This is a genomic window from Nocardia vulneris (assembly GCF_001613425.1).
Classification (GTDB): Bacteria; Actinomycetota; Actinomycetes; order Mycobacteriales; family Mycobacteriaceae; genus Nocardia; species Nocardia vulneris.
Genome location: NZ_BDCI01000017.1, coordinates 410,174 through 427,790, shown reverse-complemented (window position 1 = coordinate 427,790; position 17,617 = coordinate 410,174). Strand labels below are relative to the sequence as shown.

At 69.0% G+C, this 17,617-nt stretch carries 16 protein-coding genes; 7 read left to right on the top strand and 9 right to left on the bottom strand.

Annotation, left to right across the window (positions count from 1 at the left end; all coding sequences use genetic code 11):
* The first annotated feature begins 25 nt into the window (after nucleotides 1-25).
* Genes NVU01S_RS19665 through NVU01S_RS19655 form a run of 3 tightly spaced genes read left to right on the top strand, consistent with a single transcriptional unit; the run spans nucleotide 26 to nucleotide 2,686 of the window.
* On the top strand, nucleotides 26-706 hold the full coding sequence (locus NVU01S_RS19665; RefSeq protein WP_043670832.1) for an energy-coupling factor ABC transporter ATP-binding protein: 681 nt from the start codon (nucleotides 26-28) through the stop codon (nucleotides 704-706).
* A complete protein-coding gene (locus NVU01S_RS19660; RefSeq protein WP_043670829.1) occupies nucleotides 703-1,305 on the top strand; it encodes an energy-coupling factor transporter transmembrane component T family protein in 603 nt (200 codons plus the stop codon). Before NVU01S_RS19665 ends, NVU01S_RS19660 begins: the two co-directional genes overlap by 4 nt.
* Complete coding sequence (locus NVU01S_RS19655) at nucleotides 1,298-2,686, top strand: AMP-binding protein (protein WP_043670826.1); 1,389 nt, start codon at nucleotides 1,298-1,300, stop codon at nucleotides 2,684-2,686. The genes NVU01S_RS19660 and NVU01S_RS19655 overlap by 8 nt, the downstream gene beginning before the upstream one ends.
* Here the strand turns inward: NVU01S_RS19655 and NVU01S_RS19650 are convergent.
* Entirely contained in the window at nucleotides 2,683-3,114 is a 432-nt protein-coding gene (locus tag NVU01S_RS19650; RefSeq protein ID WP_052280614.1) for a hypothetical protein, read from the bottom strand. The two genes, NVU01S_RS19655 and NVU01S_RS19650, sit on opposite strands and share 4 nt — an antisense overlap.
* A gap of 2 nt (nucleotides 3,115-3,116) precedes the next feature.
* Here NVU01S_RS19650 and NVU01S_RS19645 point away from each other — a divergent pair, with 2 nt between their 5' ends.
* Nucleotides 3,117-3,887, top strand: coding sequence for an AraC family transcriptional regulator (locus tag NVU01S_RS19645; protein WP_043670824.1), 771 nt, complete (start codon nucleotides 3,117-3,119; stop codon nucleotides 3,885-3,887).
* A 3-nt stretch (nucleotides 3,888-3,890) separates the two neighbouring features.
* On the opposite strand, the gene NVU01S_RS19640 is transcribed toward NVU01S_RS19645, so the two are convergent.
* Nucleotides 3,891-4,925, bottom strand: a complete 1,035-nt coding sequence (locus NVU01S_RS19640) for a fused (3R)-hydroxyacyl-ACP dehydratase subunits HadA/HadB (RefSeq protein ID WP_043670821.1) — start codon at nucleotides 4,923-4,925, stop codon at nucleotides 3,891-3,893.
* Between the two features lie 349 nt (nucleotides 4,926-5,274).
* Here NVU01S_RS19640 and NVU01S_RS19635 point away from each other — a divergent pair, with 349 nt between their 5' ends.
* A complete protein-coding gene (locus NVU01S_RS19635) occupies nucleotides 5,275-6,783 on the top strand; it encodes a M1 family metallopeptidase (protein WP_043670819.1) in 1,509 nt (502 codons plus the stop codon).
* A 60-nt stretch (nucleotides 6,784-6,843) separates the two neighbouring features.
* On the opposite strand, the gene argS is transcribed toward NVU01S_RS19635, so the two are convergent.
* Together argS and NVU01S_RS19625 are read right to left on the bottom strand one after the other, a co-directional pair.
* Nucleotides 6,844-8,607, bottom strand: a complete 1,764-nt coding sequence (argS, locus tag NVU01S_RS19630; protein ID WP_043670817.1) for an arginine--tRNA ligase — start codon at nucleotides 8,605-8,607, stop codon at nucleotides 6,844-6,846.
* 71 nt (nucleotides 8,608-8,678) lie between these two features.
* Nucleotides 8,679-9,827 (bottom strand): lactonase family protein, encoded by a 1,149-nt coding sequence (locus NVU01S_RS19625; protein WP_209444802.1) that lies wholly within the window; start codon nucleotides 9,825-9,827, stop codon nucleotides 8,679-8,681.
* A 361-nt stretch (nucleotides 9,828-10,188) separates the two neighbouring features.
* Here NVU01S_RS19625 and NVU01S_RS44245 point away from each other — a divergent pair, with 361 nt between their 5' ends.
* Both NVU01S_RS44245 and NVU01S_RS19615 read left to right on the top strand, forming a co-directional pair.
* Entirely contained in the window at nucleotides 10,189-10,374 is a 186-nt protein-coding gene (locus NVU01S_RS44245; RefSeq protein WP_014983689.1) for a hypothetical protein, read from the top strand.
* 116 nt (nucleotides 10,375-10,490) lie between these two features.
* Nucleotides 10,491-12,368 (top strand): cutinase family protein, encoded by a 1,878-nt coding sequence (locus tag NVU01S_RS19615; RefSeq protein ID WP_043670814.1) that lies wholly within the window; start codon nucleotides 10,491-10,493, stop codon nucleotides 12,366-12,368.
* Between the two features lie 24 nt (nucleotides 12,369-12,392).
* Here NVU01S_RS19615 and NVU01S_RS19610 read toward each other — a convergent pair whose 3' ends face one another.
* Genes NVU01S_RS19610 through NVU01S_RS42110 form a run of 5 tightly spaced genes read right to left on the bottom strand, consistent with a single transcriptional unit; the run spans nucleotide 12,393 to nucleotide 17,595 of the window.
* Complete coding sequence (locus tag NVU01S_RS19610; protein ID WP_042262880.1) at nucleotides 12,393-13,070, bottom strand: GntR family transcriptional regulator; 678 nt, start codon at nucleotides 13,068-13,070, stop codon at nucleotides 12,393-12,395.
* A 53-nt stretch (nucleotides 13,071-13,123) separates the two neighbouring features.
* Complete coding sequence (locus NVU01S_RS19605; protein ID WP_043670809.1) at nucleotides 13,124-14,548, bottom strand: amino acid permease; 1,425 nt, start codon at nucleotides 14,546-14,548, stop codon at nucleotides 13,124-13,126.
* Between the two features lie 31 nt (nucleotides 14,549-14,579).
* Nucleotides 14,580-15,581, bottom strand: a complete 1,002-nt coding sequence (locus NVU01S_RS19600; RefSeq protein ID WP_043670806.1) for a proline racemase family protein — start codon at nucleotides 15,579-15,581, stop codon at nucleotides 14,580-14,582.
* Nucleotides 15,581-16,999, bottom strand: a complete 1,419-nt coding sequence (locus tag NVU01S_RS19595) for an FAD-dependent oxidoreductase (protein ID WP_043670803.1) — start codon at nucleotides 16,997-16,999, stop codon at nucleotides 15,581-15,583. Before NVU01S_RS19595 ends, NVU01S_RS19600 begins: the two co-directional genes overlap by 1 nt.
* A complete protein-coding gene (locus NVU01S_RS42110; protein ID WP_063775968.1) occupies nucleotides 16,996-17,595 on the bottom strand; it encodes a (2Fe-2S)-binding protein in 600 nt (199 codons plus the stop codon). The genes NVU01S_RS19595 and NVU01S_RS42110 overlap by 4 nt, the downstream gene beginning before the upstream one ends.
* Nucleotides 17,596-17,617: the final 22 nt, after the last annotated feature.

Sequence of the window (17,617 nt, the reverse complement as noted above, 5' to 3'; positions counted from 1 at the left end):
GCGCAGTCGTGAGTGAGGCGCAGTCGTGAGTGAGATCCGGTTCGACAAGGTCGGGCATGCGTTCGGCGAGCGAAAAGTGTTGCGCGGCATCGATCTGCGCATCACCGAGCGCCGGGTCGGCATCATCGGGGCGAACGGGTCCGGTAAATCGACGCTGGCCCGCATGATCAACGGCCTGCTCACGCCGACCTCGGGCACGGTGACGGTGGATGGCGTCGATGTCGCGCGCAAGGGCGCGCAGGTGCGGCGCAAGGTCGGCTTCGTGTTCACCGATCCGGACACTCAGATCGTGATGCCCACGGTGGCCGAGGATCTCGCGTTCTCGCTGCGCCGATCCGGCCTGAACAAGGCGGAGGTGGCGGCGCGCGTCCAGGAGATGCTGGTGCGCTTCCGGCTCGATCAGCATGCCGATCATCCCTCGCACCTGTTGTCCGGCGGGCAGAAACAACTGCTCGCGCTGGGCGCGGTGCTGATCCGCAGGCCGGAGGTGATCATCGCCGACGAACCGACCACGCTGCTCGACCTGCGCAATGCGCGGGTGGTCGCCGCCGCGCTGGACGCGATGGACCAGCAGGTGATCGTGGTGACCCATCAGCTCGCGCTGCTGGAGGGTTTCGAGCGGGTCATCGTGATCGACGACGGTCTGGTGGCGTTCGACGGAACACCCGCGGCCGCGGTGCCCGCCTATCGGGCGCTGGTCGAATGATCGGGCTGTACCGGCCGGGGGACTCGCTGCTGCACCGGCTGCCCGCGGGCGCGAAGCTGCTGCTGCTGATCGCGGCGATCGTCGCGGCAACGGTGTTGCTGCGCAGTCCGATTCAGGTCGGTCTGGCCGCGCTGGCGGTGGCCGGGTTGTTCGCGCTGGCGCGCATTCCGTGGCGCGTCGCGGTGGCGCAGCTGCGACCGGTGGTGTGGATGCTGTTGATCATCGCCGTCTTCCAGGTGCTGATCACCGCACCGGCGCGGGCGGTGGTGGTGTGCGGCGTGCTGCTGATCTCGGTGGCGCTCGCGGCGCTCGTCACCCTCACCACCCGCGTGACCGACCTGCTCGACACCGTGACCCGCGCGCTCGGGCCGCTGCGCCGGATCGGCGTCGACCCGGAACGGATCGGGCTGCTGCTGGCGCTGGCCATCCGCTGCGTGCCGTTGCTGGCCGGGATCGTGCACGAGGTGGCCGAGGCACGCCGGGCCAGGGGCCTGCAATGGTCGATGACGGCGCTGGCCACACCGGTGCTGGTGCGGGCGTTGCGCACCGCCGACGCCATGGGCGAGGCACTGGCGGCGAGAGGAGTGGACGATGAGTGAGTTGCTCGCCGCGCGGATCGAGCGCCGCGCCGCCGCGGCCCCGGCGACCATCGCCGTCGAATCCGGCCAGGAGCGCGTCGGTTACGGCGAGTTCTGGGAGCGGGTCACCCGCACCGCGGCCGGACTGCACGGCATGGACCGGGTTGCCGTCCTGCCGACGTCGGATGTCGAATCGCTGGTGGTCGTGACGGCCGCCTGTCACTGCGGCGTGAGTGTGGTGCTGCTGCACCGGCACCTGATGCCCGGCCAACTGGCGACGGTGCTCGAACTCGCGCGGCCCGGCGCGGTGGTCGCCGCGGCCGGGCAGCACCGGCGATTGCGGAAGATGGGCTTCGACGGTCCCGTGCGGACGGCCGCCGAGCTGGCGGGAACGGGCCCGTCGGGCCGGGCGCGCCCGGACGCGGAATTGCTGGTCGGCATCACCTCCGGCACCACCGGCGCGCCGAAACTGTTCGTCCGCGACCAGAACTCGTGGGCCACCACCCTCGACCGCTCCGACGCCACCTTCGACATCGGCGCCGGAGACCGGGTCGCCGCGCCCGGCGTGCTCGACCACACGCACTTCCTGTACGGGGCGCTGCACGCGCTCACCCGGGGCGCGACCGTGGACCTGCGGCCGGTCATGACCGCGCTGAACGACGGTGCGACCCATCTGTATTCGGTGCCGACCATCGCCTGGGACGTGGTGCGCTCCGGTACCGGGCCGCTGCCCGGTGTCCGGGAGGTGCTGTCCTCCGCGGCACGCTGGCCGCGTCCCGGCAGGCAGGCGCTGCAGGCGGTGCTGCCGAACGCGGAACTCGTGCACTTCTACGGCGCGTCCGAGCTGAGCTTCGTCTCGTTCGATCGCGGACTCGGTGACACCGACGAGAATTCGGCCGGTGAGCTGTTCGACGGCGTCGACGCGGAGATCCGGGACGGCCTGGTGTTCGTGCGCAGCGACATGCTCTTCGACGGCTATCTCACCGCGGACGGCATCGCCGGTGGTCCGGTGGACGGCTGGATGACGGTGGGCGACCGCGGCGCCGTGCGGGGGAATCGCCTGCGGCTCTTCGGTCGCGACAGCGAGATGCTGATCCGGGCGGGACTCAATGTGGAGCCCGCCGCCATCGAGGCGGCGCTCACCGCGCTGCCCGGGGTCGCCGAGGCCGCCTGTATCGGTATCCCCGACGCCCGGATGGGGGAGGCGCCCGCCGCCGCGATCGTCGTGGGCGCGAGCGCCCCGAGCCTGGACGAAATCTGGCGGCATCTGCGCACGACGTTGCCCAGCCCCAGCATTCCGGTGCAGGTTCGGGTGCTCGACAGTTTGCCGCGCACGCCCCGCGGCAAACTCGACCGGCAGGTTCTCGCGAAAATCTTTGTGCCGCAAGGTGATGCCGACTAGCTCGCCCACTCGGTAAGCGCCAGTACGAGTACCGCCACGGCGAGCAGGGCCACCGCGAACACGTCGATCCGGAAGACGCGTTTGGTCGCGGCGGTCAGCTCGCGCAGCCCGATGCTCAGGGCCAGTGCGAGAAAGCTGGTCATGCTGATGCCGACCGCGATCATGGCGGCGACCTGGATCGACGCCAGGAACGCCGCGGCGATGGTGCCCGCCCCGATCATCGCCAGCAGCAGCGCGCGATGCCGCAGCAGCAGCTCCAGGTCGCGGGAACCGGCGCGCGTCCCGTACATCGCGGCGGCCCGGCGCGGGGCGAACGCCACGGTGCCGGGCAGCAGGTGGATCACCCCGATCAGCACCAGCGCCGCCCGCGCGACATCCTCGAATCCCATTTCCGGCCCGCCTTTCCCGACGTTGTCGTAGTCGTGCAAGCATGGCGATCATGGACGGTGCGCCACTTCCAGAAACGAGCTGTCTTGCGCCCGCGACCGTGTGGTTGTGGCCCGGCCACGCGGTCTATCGCGGCCCCTCGTTACAGCTCGACGCGCACAGCGGCTCGGTGCACTGTCTCGCGGTCGGCCTCGACGCGCCGTTCACCCTGCACGTCGACGGAATCTCGAAAGCCGTTCGCACCGCGTTGATTCCGCCGCGGCGGGCGCATCGGCTGGTCGCGGGCGGCGCGCGAATGCTGTTCTGCTACATCGATCCGACGTCGCCGCACGCGAAGTCGTGCTGGGACCGGATGACCGCGAGCGCGGCCGGGATCGGCCTGGCACACAGCAACGAACACGACCTGCTCGCTCTCGCCGCGCACGCGGAGTTCGACCCCGTCGCCGCGATCGAACTGGCCTGTGGTTCCCGTAGATCCGCGGTGGACCCCAGGATCGCGGGTGCCGCCGCGGCGCTGCTGGCGCATCCGGCCGGCGCGAACTCGGCGGGCGAACTGGCCGCGGCGGCCCACCTTTCGACCTCTCGTTTCCTGCACCTGTTCGCCGCCCAGTCCGGTACCAGCTTCCGCCGCTACCGGCTCTGGGCGCGCGTCCTCTCGGTCGGGCGCGCCGTGTCCAAGGGCGCGGATCTGACCACCGCCGCCGTCGAAGCCGGCTTCGCCAGCCCGTCGCACCTCACCGACACGTTCCACACCATGTTCGGTCTCCCGCCGTCGCGTCTGCTGCCCGGGACGCGACTCGTCGTGCTCGACTGAGCGTCAGCGGAAGCGGACGTCCGCCGTGGCGAGGCCGAAGATCTTGCGGCCCGCGGACTTCGCGGTGATGGCGATGACGGCGCTGCGGGCTTCGGCGTCGAGCGACTTGACCCGGCCGGTGAACTCGATGGTGCCGACAGTGCGGGCCTCGACGACGGTGTAGTTCGAGAGGCGAACGCCGTAGCGGGTCATCGCACCCGGGTCGCCGAGCCAGCCGGTGATGAACCCCGCGCCCAGCCCCATGGTGAGCATGCCGTGCGCGATCACGTCGGGGAGCCCGGTGAGCGCGGCCACGTCGTCGTGCCAGTGGATCGGGTTGGCGTCACCGGCCACGCCCGCGTAGTTCACCAGATCGCCGCGGGTGAGCCGGGTGGTCCGGGCCGGGAGTTCGGTGCCGACGGTGAGGTCTTCGAAACGAACCGCGGTGTGCGGCAGGCGGGTTCGGCTCACCTCGGAGGGGATCGAAGCGACCGGGACGCCGGCCGGATCGACCTGCGGCGCGGCGTCGGCGGGGCTGATCCGGGTGAACACCTCGATGCCGTGCATGATCACCCGCTCGATCGCCGCGCCGATGCCCTCGGCGACGTCCTCGGCGGTGAGGCCGACCACGGTGGTGTGCATGACCTGCATGACCCGCCCCGACTGGTCGGAGAAGATGTTCTTGACGGTGAGCAGATCCTTGCCCGCCACCCGGCGCACGGCCTCGAGTTCGACGTCGCCGATCAGGCGGTCGCCGGTGACCACCGGCTGATACATCTCGAAGACCTGATCGGTCTGCACGAATCCGTCGTATCCGGTGATGACGGTCTCGAAGAGCCGGCGATTGGCCAGCATGGCCGCGATCGAGATGAACGTGGTCGGTGCGACGAGACCGGTGTAGCCGAGTTCGTCGGCCGCGTCCTCGCTCCAGTGCGCGGGATGGAAATCCTGTACCGCCCGCGCGTATTCGCGGATTTTCTCCCGGCCGACCTCGTAGTAGTCGTCGGCCCGGTAGTGGTGCCCGACCAACCCGGCCACGTCGAACGCTGCTTCTGTCACGCCGCTCCTCGTCTCAGACCTCTCAGGCTTCCCGATCGGCGCACCGCATCGCGGGCCGATGCGGTCGGCTCCGTCGCCTGAACATGTGTCGGGGGAGCGTATCCGACCGGTCGCGATGCGCCCGACCCAGCTCCACCGGTCGGATCGATCCGGGCCGGTGTGTGCAGAGTTCCGGCGTCCGGAAATTCGTCCGGGCCGGTCGGAATTCCCCAGTTGATCTCCAGTCGAGCGGACCGAAACGATGTGTTTCTCTGGTATCGAAAGATCTTGGGCGAGACGCGAATCCGCGTGCACGACACATTGGAGTTCTTTTATGACGAGGCGTTTTCCCGTGTTGCACTCTGTTTCGGTGCGAGCCGTTCCGCTGCTGGTGGCGGCGGCTTTGATCTCGAGTACAGGCACGGCCGCCGCGGCACCGCTGACCGGGATAGGTGACCCCAATTTCCCGAATATCGGCAGCGCCGCCTACGACGTTTCCAATTACAGCATCGACCTGAAGTTCGATCCGTCCTCGGGCCGGCTGTCCGGGTCGACGACGATCACGGCGAAAGCCAAGCAGGATTTGAAGGCCGGGTCCGCGATCGGGTTCGACTTCCTTTTGCAGACCCAGTCCGTGCTGGTGAACAACAAGGCCGCCAAATACACCCTGGGCAAGGACAAGCTGGCGGTGACGCTGCCCGCCAACCTGGCCGTGGGCGCCGAGTTCACCACGGTGGTCGCCTACAACGACATCCCGTCGCGGGTGGCGAACGCGGCCGGCGCGCGCAACTGGGTGGAGAACCCCAACGGCGCGCTGATCTCCAACGAGCCCTTCTCCGCCGAATGGTGGTACCCGAGCAACGATCACCCGACCGACAAGGCGACCTATGCGGTGTCGGTGCTCGCGCCGGAGAATATGGACGTCCTGTCCAACGGTGTGGAAACCAGTGTGACGCAGAACATTCCGGGCTGGAAGCGGCACAACTGGCTCAGCAAGAACCCGCAGATGACCTACGCGACCTACCTGGCGATCGGCAAGTACGAGCGCGGCGGACAGGGGGCGGGCACTCCGGCCCGGCCCAACCTGACCGCCTACGCGACGGATCTGGATCCGACCGTGCGGGCCAACGCCAAGGCCAGCATCGAGCGGACACCCGAGATCGTCGATTGGCTGGCGAGCCAGCTCACGCCGTACCCGTTCGAATCCACCGGTGGTGTGGTGGACGCGAAGATGGGTGGCTTCGCGCTGGAAACCCAGACCATGCCCACCTATACCGACGGCTTCTTCAAGCGCGGTAAGAACGATTCGGTGGTGGTGCACGAGAACGCGCACCAGTGGTTCGGCGATTCGACCTCGGTGGCGACTTGGAAAGACGGCTGGCTGAACGAAGGTTTCGCCAGTTACATGGAATACCTCTGGTCGGAGAAGAACGGCACCGGCACCGCGGCGGAAATCGCCGATTACGCCTATGCCACCTCGACCCGGATCAATTGGGATGTCGTGCTGACCGATCCGGGGCCGGCCAATGTGCTGCCCGCCGAGTTGTACAGCCGCGGCGCGCTGGCGATCCAGGCCTTCCGCAGCGCGATCGGTGACGACGACGTCTTCTATCGGATGCTGCGCGAATGGCTGACCAAATACCAGTTCGGCAATGCCAAGGTCGCGGACTTCATCGAGATGGCCAACGCGGTCACCGGGCGCAGCACCAACGCCTTGTTCAAGACCTGGCTGACCGATAAGGGCAAGCCCGCGTACAAGCCCTCCGACGCGACCTTCGACGGCGGCAAGCGGGGCGGCGCACCGCGTTCGGCCGTCCCGGCGCCGCCGAAGCCGAAGGCGTGGGACGACCTGTACTCGGTCGTGACCGCCAAGCAGTAACCGGCACAACAGCAGAGCCGGGCCGCGTGTCACGCGGTCCGGCTCCGCCGTGTGCGGGTGTCACATCCGTTCCGGAGCGGCGATACCGAGCAGGTCCAGACCGTGGGCGAGGGTCTGGGCCGTGAGGTCGCACAGGGCCAGGCGGTTACCACGTTGCGGCTTATCGGCTTTGAGCACCGGGCAGGCGTCGTAGAACGTCGTGAAATCGCGGGCCAGCCGGTAGAGGTAGCCACACAGGCGATGGGGTTCGAGCGTGCTGCCGACCTCGGCGACGGTGGTGCCGTACGCGTCCAACGTCAAGACGAGGGCGCGTTCGGCCGTTTCGAGTGGGCCGTCGGTGGCGACCGCAGGCGCGGGGGCACCGGCCTTGCCGAGGAGGGACCGGATGCGCGCGTGCGCGTATTGCAGATAGACGGCGGTATTACCGGTGAAGGCGACCATCCGGTCGAGGTCGAAGGTGTAGTCCTTGACCCGTGCGGTCGACAGGTCCGCGTACTTGACCGCGCCGATGCCGGATTGCGTTGCGATGGCGTCCAATTCGGTGGCCGTCAGCCCGGGATTCTTCGCCGCGACCACCGCGCGGGCCCGCGCCACGGCGGCGTCGAGCAGATCGCCCAGCCGCACGGTGCCGCCCGCCCTGGTCTTGAACGGTGTGCCGTCCGGGCCGAGCACCGTGCCGAACGGGACGTGCTCGGCCTCGATGCCGTCGTGCAACCACCCTGCGCGCCTGGCTGTTTCGAAGATCAGCCGGAAATGCAGTGCCTGCCGGGCATCGGTCACGTACAGCAGCCGCTGCGCGTGCAGGGTGTCGATGCGGTAGCGGATCGTCGCCAGATCCGTGGTGTCGTAGCCGTATCCGCCGTCGCTCTTGCGGACCATCAGTGGCACCGGCGCACCGTCGGGGCCGGTGACCTCGGCGGAGAACACCACCGTCGCGCCGTTGCTGTCCACCGCGACGCCCTGTTCGAGTAATTCCGCGACGATGCCGGAAAGCATGGGGTTGTAGAACGATTCGCCCACCGAGTCGTCCGGCGTGAGCAGGACGCCCAACTGCGCGTAGATATCGGCGAATGCGCGCTCCGATTCGGCGACGATGTCGTGCCAGCGATCCAGGGTCGGCGAATCGCCCGCCTGCAAGGCGACCACCCGCGCGCGCGACCGGTCGGCGAAGTTCGGATCGGCGTCGAAGGCGGCCCGCGCCGCGCGATACAACCGGTCGAGCGCGGACACCGCGGCGCCGTCGGCGACGTCGTCGTGGCGCCAACGCGCGTCGGGGTGCTCGTCGAGATACTGGATGAGCATGCCGAACTGAGTTCCCCAGTCGCCCAGGTGGTTCTGGCGGATGACGGCGGCGCCGAGGAAGCCGAGCACCCGCGCCAGGCTGTCGCCGATGATCGTCGTCCGCAGGTGCCCGACGTGCATCTCCTTGGCGATATTGGGCGCGGAGTAATCGAGCACCGTGCGCCGACCGTGCTCGGTCGCGGGCACCCCGAGCCGGGTATCCGACAGCCGGGCCGCGACCTGCGCCCACAGCACCCGGTCCGGCACGGTGATGTTCACGAATCCCGGGCCGGACACCGCCGCCGTCGCCACCGGCCGACCCGGCCCGGGTGCCAACGCCGCGACGAGCTCGGCCGCGTACTCGGCCGGCCTGACCCCGAGCCGTTCGGCCAGGGCGAGTGCGGCGTTGGACTGGAAGTCGGCGCGTTCGGAAGGTCGGAGCACCGGGTCCGCCCCCGCCAGTTCCGGGCGGGTGCGGCCGATCGCGTCGGAGACGGCGTCGGCAACACGGTCGAGCAGCGGCACAACCCCTGGATGGGTCACGAGAGGTCCCTTCTCGGTTGTCGGGACGTGCAGTATTCCAGTCCGACCGCCGCCACCGACAGCGAGTTTCGCTAGCGGAACAGGGCGCAGGTGGCGGCCGGGAACTCGGCGGCGATCGTGGCGGCGCCGGGCAGGCCGGTGAAAGGGTCGAGTGGCAGCGTGGTGATCGTGTGGGACTTCTGGTTCGCGGCGTAGAGCCGCCGGCCGTCGGGGCCGAGGGTGAGCGCGCGCGGGAACTTGCCGCCGCAGGGGGTGGTGGTCACCGGGATCAGCAGTCCGTCGCCGATGATCGCAAAGGTGGCGATGTTGTCGTGGCCGCGGTTGGCCAGATAGAGGAAGCGGCCGTCACGGGAGACGACCGGCGCGGACGGGTAGTTGCGCGCACCGCCGGTGGCGGTGTCCGCGGGCACGGACTGCCCGGGCCGCAGCTCGCCCCGCTCGGCGTGCCAATCGCACACGGTCACCGTGGAATCGAGTTCGTTGGCGAGAAAGGCGGTGCGGCCGTTGGGATGGAAGGTCAGGTGCCGCGGTCCGCTGCCCGGTGTCAGCGTGACCTGTGCGTGCTCGGTCAACTCACCCGCGGCGAGCCGGTAGACGTAGACGGAGTCGACGCCGAGGTCGACCGCGAGCACCCAGCGTCCGGACGGGTCGAACACCACCTGGTGGGCGTGCGGACCGGCCTGCCGTTCGGGATCGGGTCCGGTGCCACGGTGCCGGGCGACGTCGGTCACCGCGCCGAGACGACCGTCCCCGGCGACCGCCAGCGCGCTGACACTGCCCGAGGTGTAGTTCGCGGTCAGCACCGTGCGCCCGTCCGGCGAGACGCACAGGTGCGTGGGACCTTCGCCCTGTACCGCAACGGTATTCAGCACCTTCGGCACCGCGGCGCGCAGGTCCACGGCGGTGGCGGTGCCCGCGCCCGATCCCTCGTTCACCGCGTACAGGTAGCGTCCGTCCGGGGAAGCTGCCAAGAACGACGGGTCTGCGACCTCGGCGGTGCGCTCGACGGTCAGCCTGCCGGAGCGCTCGTCCACCGCGGCGACTCCGATCCCGGCGCCGCCCGCGTCGCCGGAGGTATAGCAACCGAGGAAGGCGCGACGACCGTTCGCCGCACTCGCCGATGCCGGCCACAGCGCCCCGGTCGCGAATGCCGCGCCGACACCCGCTGCCGCGCCCAGTATTCCGAGTAACCGCCGCCGATCGATATCGTCATCGCGCACGGGACTGTCCTTTCCTCGTGCGGGAATTCCCCGCGTTCGGGAAAGGATGTCCCATTTGTCGAGCCCCCGCAAGGGGTGCAATCCAAATTGCAAGCAGTGCAATGAAAATGGTGGGCCGTTGCGTATTTCGTATTGCGCCGCAGTGGTTCTCAATCGCGGGGAAATAGCGCGGGGCGGCCCGTGGCGCGGTGCGGCGGCAGCCCGGTGTGGAGTGGGGAGAACAGTTTTCGGCCCGGCACCGCCTCTTGCCTGGACCTGCGGGGTAGGCGCAACTTCCCCAGTTGAACCGGTCTGGACGCGAACATGGTTGCGGGGGAGTCTGGTTGCTGCAAACACCGGTAAAAGACAGGCGGTTCTAGACATGTCGGCTTTCATCAGCATCATGGATTCGGTCAATATCATTGCCGCTGGCTCGGGTTCGAGTGACGATTCGAGTTCGCTCAGCAGCAGCACCGGTTCGTCCGGCGGCGGGTCGATCGGGGACAGCATCGATTTGCTCAAATTGAGCCTCAAACTGCTTTCCTCCATTGTCGGTCATTTGTCCTGACCTGGAATTCGCGACAGTCAGCGCGGCGACCACGGTTGTCGCGCTGAAAGTCGTACGCCCTCTTGCCTGCCCGCCTGTGTGGCGGCGGGTGCCCGATCGATATCGGTGAGGTTCTGATGCCTGTCCTGCCTTCGTCCAAGCGCTGTGTGGTGGTGGCCACGATGGTGGCCGTCGGTGTCACTCTCGGTGCCACCGGAATCGCCTCCCCGGCCAGCGTGCACACCCGAACATCCGGCTGTGCGGACACCTTCAATCTCTTCATCCCCGGCACCTGGGAGACCAACGAGGCGGCCGACCCGGCCCAGCCGATCGGCATGCTCAGGCCGATCGCCGAGGCGATCCAGCGCGAGCACGGCGCCACGTCGGCCATCTACTTCACGCCCTACATGGCACGGGCCTTCGACAACGGCCACACCTACGCCGACAGCAAGAACACCGCGCTCACCAACGCGCGCAAAGCGCTGCGCGACTACGGAACCCGCTGCGCCGGCGCGAAGTTCACCATCACCGGTTACAGCCAGGGCGCGGACGCCGCGGGGGACATCGCTTCCGATATCGGCAACGGGCGCGGCCCGATCTCGGCCGACCGGGTGCTCGGCGTGGGGCTGCTGTCCGATCCGGCCGCCGGTACCACCGGCGAAACCGCGGTCGGCCCGCGCACCCCGGGCAAGGGGATCGCCGACCCGCGACCGCGCGGCATGGGCGCGCTGTCCGGCCGGGTCACCTCGATCTGCGACCCGAACGACCTCTACTGCTCGATCCAGAAGAACGCCAATCCGCTACTCGGACAGCTGGGTTCGCTGCTGAGCAAGCTGCCCAGCGACTCCCGGCTGGCCGGCGCCCTGACCTCGGACTTCTCCAAGGCGGATCTGCCGGGCCTGGCCGCGGCGGTGCGTGAGCTGGCGGCGAGCCTGGTCGACCCGCGTGGTGTCGATCTCAGCCGGGTGCGCGAACAGGCGGATACGGTCGAGCACACCGTCCGCCCGCTGGCCGAACTGGTCGGCTCCGGCGCGGCCGCGAAGCAATTGGCCGCCGCCCCGGCGGGTTCGGCCGAACACAACGCCGGCAAGGTGCTCAGCGGCGCCGCGGAGTCGGATCTGCCCGGCGCCGTGTCGGCGGCCAACAGGATCTCGGGCAACGCCACCGACCTACTGAACAACGGTGTCGAGACGTTGCCGGCCGGATCACCCGAAGTGGCGGCGCTGAGTGGTCTGTCCGATTCGCTCAACGGGCAGATCGAAGTGCTGATCACCTTGCCCGCGGGCGTCCTGGAATCCGCGGCGGGCATCCTGGCGCTGCTCAAACCGAGCGAAATGGTCAACCAGGCACTGGATGTCGTCGCCAAGGTCACCACCCTCGACTTCCGCGGCATCCTGGACAACCTGGCGCTGCTCCCGCAGAAGGTGCTGGCGCGCGACGCCGCGGGCGCGCACGCCATCGCGGGCACCTTGAACAATCAGTTGCGACCCCTGGTCGACCTGCTCGCCGCGGTCGACGTGAAATGGGTGTCGCAGGTGCTGTCGATGGTGCCCAATTCGCAAGGCCTCCTGCAGATCGCGACGATCGCGGCCGCGGTGCTCTCGACCATCGACATCCCCAAACTCGCCGAGATCGCGGGCCGGATCCAGGAAGTCGCGTGGTCGGTGCTGGAGAAGCTGGCGCCGCCACCCGGTCAGCAGCCCGATCCCGCCGGTGCCGCGGCCGCGCTCTCGGCGCTGCTGCCGATCGGGCAGGACCTGGCCGGTGTCGCGATGGGCATGCTGACGGCCGAACGCAAGGACGCCGGACTCGACGACCTGACCGCCGCGCTCGCCACCTCGAAATCGTCGCCCGGGATCAACCTGTTCGACCTCATCGGCGACGGCATCAGCGCGGCAATGTTTTTCGCGTCCAACGCGCACGTCAACTACGGCGCGCTGATCGTCGACGAGACGGGCCGCAACGCCATCGGCTGGCTCGGCGACTGGTTGAACTCGCGTATCGGACCGCGGTGACGCAGTAAGGTGACGGACTCGGGCTCAGGAGACGTCCTTGTCGGGAGCGTTGCCCGGAGCCCAGAGTCCGCGCACATGCCCGATGTGATTGCGCAGGAAGGACTCCACCTGCGCGTCCTGCCGCTGTTCGATCAGATCGAGGATGGTGTGGTGCTCCTGGGCCGAGTTGTCCAGCTCGCCGCGCGCGACCAGCGCGGCGAGACCGAGCAACCGGGTCTGGGCCCGCAGATCGCTGACGATCTGCGAAAGCCGTGGATTGCGGCAGTAGGCGAGCAGCATGAGGTGGAACCGGCGATCGGCGTCGACGTATTCGACCAGATCGCCGCGCTTGGCCGCATCGACGATCTTGTCGGCCGCCGCGCGCAGCCCCGGCATATCCGCCTGCGGAATGCGGTCCACGATGGCGCGCACGCTCGGCGGCTCCAACAGCAGGCGGATCTCGGCGATCGCGTCGAGATCCTCGTCGGAGGCCTCGGTGACCCGGAAGCCCTTGTTCGGCACCGAGATCACCAGTCCCTGTTTCACCAGGTCCAGCATCGCCTCGCGGACCGGCGTGGCGGAGACGCCGAAGCGCTCCGACAGCCAGGGCGCGGAGTAGAGCACACCGGGTTCGAGTTCGCCGGAGATGATCGCGGCGCGCAAGGCGTCGGACACGTGGTCGCGCAGCGTCGGGCGCTTGCGGGTATCCAATCGTTCGATCATCTGTGTGCTCCGGTTATCTGCTGGTGGGCCAGGCCCCGTCGGTATCAGAATAGTTAGCCGTCAACGGCGTTCAGCTTGGCGTTGCGGTAGCTGAAGCCGAAGTACAGCGCCACCCCGAGCAGCAGCCAGAGCACGAACCGCAGCCAGGTGACCCAGGTGAGGTGACTGATCAGCCACACCGAGAAGCCGATACCGAGCAGCGGCACCACCGGCACCCACGGGGTACGGAAGGTGCGCTCGGCCTCGGGGCGTGTCCGGCGCAGCCACACCACACCGATCGCGACGACGATGAAGGCCATCAGAATACCCACGTTGGTCAGCTCGGCGGCCTCCCGGATCGGCAGAAACCCGGCGATCAACGCGGAAACGACGCCGACCGGCCAGATCACCCGGGTGGGCACCTTGCGGCGCGGATCGGACTTGCCGAAGTAGGCGGGCAGCAGGCCGTCCCGGCTCATCGCGAAACCGACCCGGGTCACGGCGAGCATGTTGGCGAAGGCCGAGGTGGTGACGCCGACGACCGCGCCGACCGCGATGACCAGGCCGAGAATGCCCATCCCGATGCTGTCGAACGCGCTGGAGAACGGTGCGGCCACATCGATGTCGGTGTAGTCGACCATGCCGACGATGACCAGGCAGACCAGCAGGTAGACCACCGAGGCGATGCCGAGGCTGATCATGATCGCCTTGGGCAGCAGCTTCTTGCCGTCGGTGGACTCCTCGGCCGCGGCGCTCATCGCGTCGTAGCCGTAGACGGCGAAGAACGCCAGCGCCGCACCCGATACCGCACCGCCGACGCCGAGCGGGAAGAACGGCGTGTAGTTGCCCGCCTTGATGTGGAAAGCACCGGCGACGACCACGATCGCGACGATCGCCATCTTCAGCATGACGAGTCCGGTTTGCACGCGCGCCGATTCGCGGGTGCCGCGGGAGAGCAGGAATGCCAGCAGTAGGCACAGCAGCACCGCGAACAGGTCGACCTTGTGCCCGGCACCGGTGCCCGGCGCACCCAATGCCCAAGTGGGCAGGTCGAATCCGAAGTAGTGGGTGATGTAGTTCAGGTATCCGGAGACCGCGATCGCCACCACCGACACGATGGCCGTGTACTCCAGCAGCAGGTCCCAGCCGATCAAGAAGCCGATGATCTCACCGAGTGACACGTAAGCGTAGGTGTAGGCAGAGCCCGCGCGCGGCACCATCCCGGCGAATTCGGCGTAGCAGAGCCCCGCCGCGCCGGAGGCGACGATGGCGATGCCGAACGAGAGCAGCACGCCGGGCCCGGCCACCTCCTTGGCCACCACACCGGCCAGGGAGAACACGCCCGCGCCGACCAAGCCGCCGAGACTGAGCGCGACCAGCTGCCACAGGCCCATGCTCTTGGCGAAATCGCCGGTGTCGCTGTCGGTTACGGGCATGCGGCGCAGGATCGTCGCGCGGCTGAGCGGCGGTCGTTGGGGTCGAGTGGTGACAGGCTTCATTGCCGGGCCTTTCGAGGGGTGCAGCGGTGAATCAGAAAACGAAGCCCTCGGGGAAGGGATCCGACGGGTCGAGCAGGTAGTTGGCGGTGCCGGTGAGCCAGGCGCGGCCGGTGATGGCGGGCACGATCGCGGGGCGCGTACCCACGCTGGTCGATTCGACGGCACGGGCATAGAACGTGGTACCGATGAACGAATCGTTCTGCAGCACTTGGTCGTCGGTGAGCAGGCCGCGGGCGTGCTGCCGGGCCAGCAGCGCGGAGGTGCCGGTGCCGCACGGGGACCGGTCGAACCACCCGGGGTGGATGGCCATCGCGTGCCGGGTATGGGTCGGGGTCGACGCGGGATCGAGGAACAGGACGTGTTTGCAGCCCGTGATCTGCTCGTCCTCCGGATGCACCGGGCGCCGGGACTCGTTGATCGCCTGCATGATCCGGAGTCCGGCGGCGAGAATGCGGTCCTTGTGCGCGCGATCGAACGGCAGGCCGACCTCGGCGAGATCGACTATGGCATAGAAGTTTCCGCCATAGGCCAGGTCGTAGCGCACCGTGCCCAGCTCGGGCACCTCGACCTTGTTGTCCAGGCTGTCGCAGTAGGCGGGCACGTTGCGCAGCGTCACCGAATCGGCGTGCCCGCCGCTGACCGCGACCTCGGCGATCACCCGGCCGGCCGGGGTGTCGAGCCGGATCTCGGTGACCGGTTCGGTGACCGCCACCATGCCCGCCTCGATCAGGGCGGTCGCGACCCCGATGGTGCCGTGGCCGCACATCGGCAGCAGACCGCTGACCTCGATGAACAGCACGCCGTAGTGACCGTCGGCGGTGGTGGCCGGTTGCAGGATCGCCCCGCTCATCGAGGCGTGCCCCCGCGGCTCGTTGACCAGCAGTCTGCGCAGGCCGTCCAGGTGCTCGGCGAAGTAGGCGCGCCGGGCCGCCATGGTGTCGCCGGGAATCGTGCCGACACCGCCGGTGATCACCCTGGTCGGCATGCCCTCGGTGTGGGTGTCGATCGCGGAGATGATCGTCTTGCTTCGCATCAGGATCCTTCGTTGTCGAGATCGGCCAGTTCGCGCAGCCGCACGGGCGCGGCCAGCGGACGCCAGGCCGGGGAGGCCGCCGCGAGGCCGGGCACCGCCGTGCCGTCGGGGCATGAACGACTGCGCAGCGCTTCGATATTCGCCGCGCACATCCGGCCCTGGCACGGGCCGAGACCAGCGCGGGTGGCCAGCTTCGTCGGGCGATAACCGCCGCCGGTGGTGCGCGACCACGCGGCGGTCAGTTCGGCGTGTGTGGTGCCCTCGCAGCGGCAGCACACGGTGTCCGGCCGCGCCCAGCTCAGCACGCCGGGGCGGATCGGATGCGCGGCGGCGAGCCGGGCGACGAACTGCCCGGCGGTGCGCTGCCGCGCGCGCAGCCCGCGGCCGAGGGGGGCGTCCACGGCGGCCAGCCCGGCGACGGTGCCTTCGATCGCCGCCACCTGAGCGCCGCCGATGCCCGTGAGTTCGCCTGCCGCCCAAACGCTGTCGGCGCTGGTGCGTTGCTGTTCGTCCACCTGGACGAAGCCGTCCGCGGTGAGCGCCGCACCGGCGGCCACCGCCAGTTCGTGCTGCGGGGTGAAACCGTGCGAGACGGCCACCGCGTCCACCGGCACAGTGTGCCGGGTGCCGGGGATCGGTGCCCAGTTCTCGTCCAGGCGAGCGATCGTCGCTTCTTCGGCGCGACCGGCACCGGCGACCGCCACCACGGCGTGCGCCGTGCGCAGCGGGACGCGGTGCCGGATCCCGGCGACGGCGTACTCGATCAACTCGGTCGCTTTGCCCGCGCTGTGGCGCAGTTCCCAAGGGCGGGTGAGCCATTCGCGTGCGATATGGGATGCCGGGTTGGCCTCGAGGATCGCCTGCACCTGCGCGCCGCCCGCGACCAGTGACTGCGCGACCGGAAGGAGGAAGGGGCCGGTGCCGGACAGTAATACGGACTTGCCGACCAGCAGGCGCTGTGTCTTCGCGAGGGTCTGCGCGGCGCCCGCGGTGTACACGCCGGGAAGATCCCAGCCGGGGAACGGGCATACACGGTCGTACGCGCCGGTGGCGAGAATCAGTGCGTCGCCGTGGATTTCGCGATGCGTGCGCCGCTCACCCTCGATACCCTGCCACAGCCGCACGATCGGGCAGCCACCGTCCGGTGCGCGCTCGATCTGATAGACCGCTGCCCACGAAAGATATTCGCACCGCGGATGCTCGCTCAGCTGCCACCCCAGGCGCTGCGCCGCGACGTAGCCGTGCCCGATCCGTAGCGGATTCCGCACGCCGTAGGCGGCAGGAATACGCCGGTTGTACTGACCGCCGAGTGTCTCGTTCGCATCGATCAGCGTCACGGTCGCACCTGACCGCAGGGCAGCCGCCGCGGCCGCCGTTCCCGCCGGCCCACCGCCGATCACGACTACGTGCTTGGTCATCGGGTGCCTCCTTGCGGCCGGTCGTGTCGTTCATCGGTGCTGCGCACGTCGCCCGTGGTCTCGCGGTCTGCCGAACGCTCCGGGTCGCAGCCGTCCGCCGCTGCGATCTCGCCGTCGACCGATGTGCATTGCGCGCTATCGGATTTCGCGTCGTCGATCAGCGCCGTTGAGCGTTCGGTGTGGGTGTCGAACGCGCGAGACTGCGTGTGTGCGATGTGGCTGCCGATCGGAGCTGGCTGCTCGCCATGGGAATTCGGGTCACCGAGCAGAGCCGTGGCGTGCTCGGTGTGGGCGGTCGACGTGCGGGATTGGGTGTGCACGGTGTCGCCGTCGCGGGCGGGGCGGCGGCACAGGCGGATGTCGGGGATGCCGTTGACGGTGGCGACACAGTCGAAGCAGACGCCTATGCCGCAGAAGACGCCGCGCCCACCGCCGGTCGGTGCGGTGCGCCAGTGATCGTGACCGTCGGCCAGTAGGACCGTGGCGAGCGTTTGCCCGTGCACGCCGCGCACCGGCACACCGTCGACGGTGACGGTCAGCGGGCGGTCGTCGCGGCCGAGGGGATCGCTGCCCGCGGGAATCAGTTGTGCGCTCACGTGGTTACCTCGCAGTGTGGTT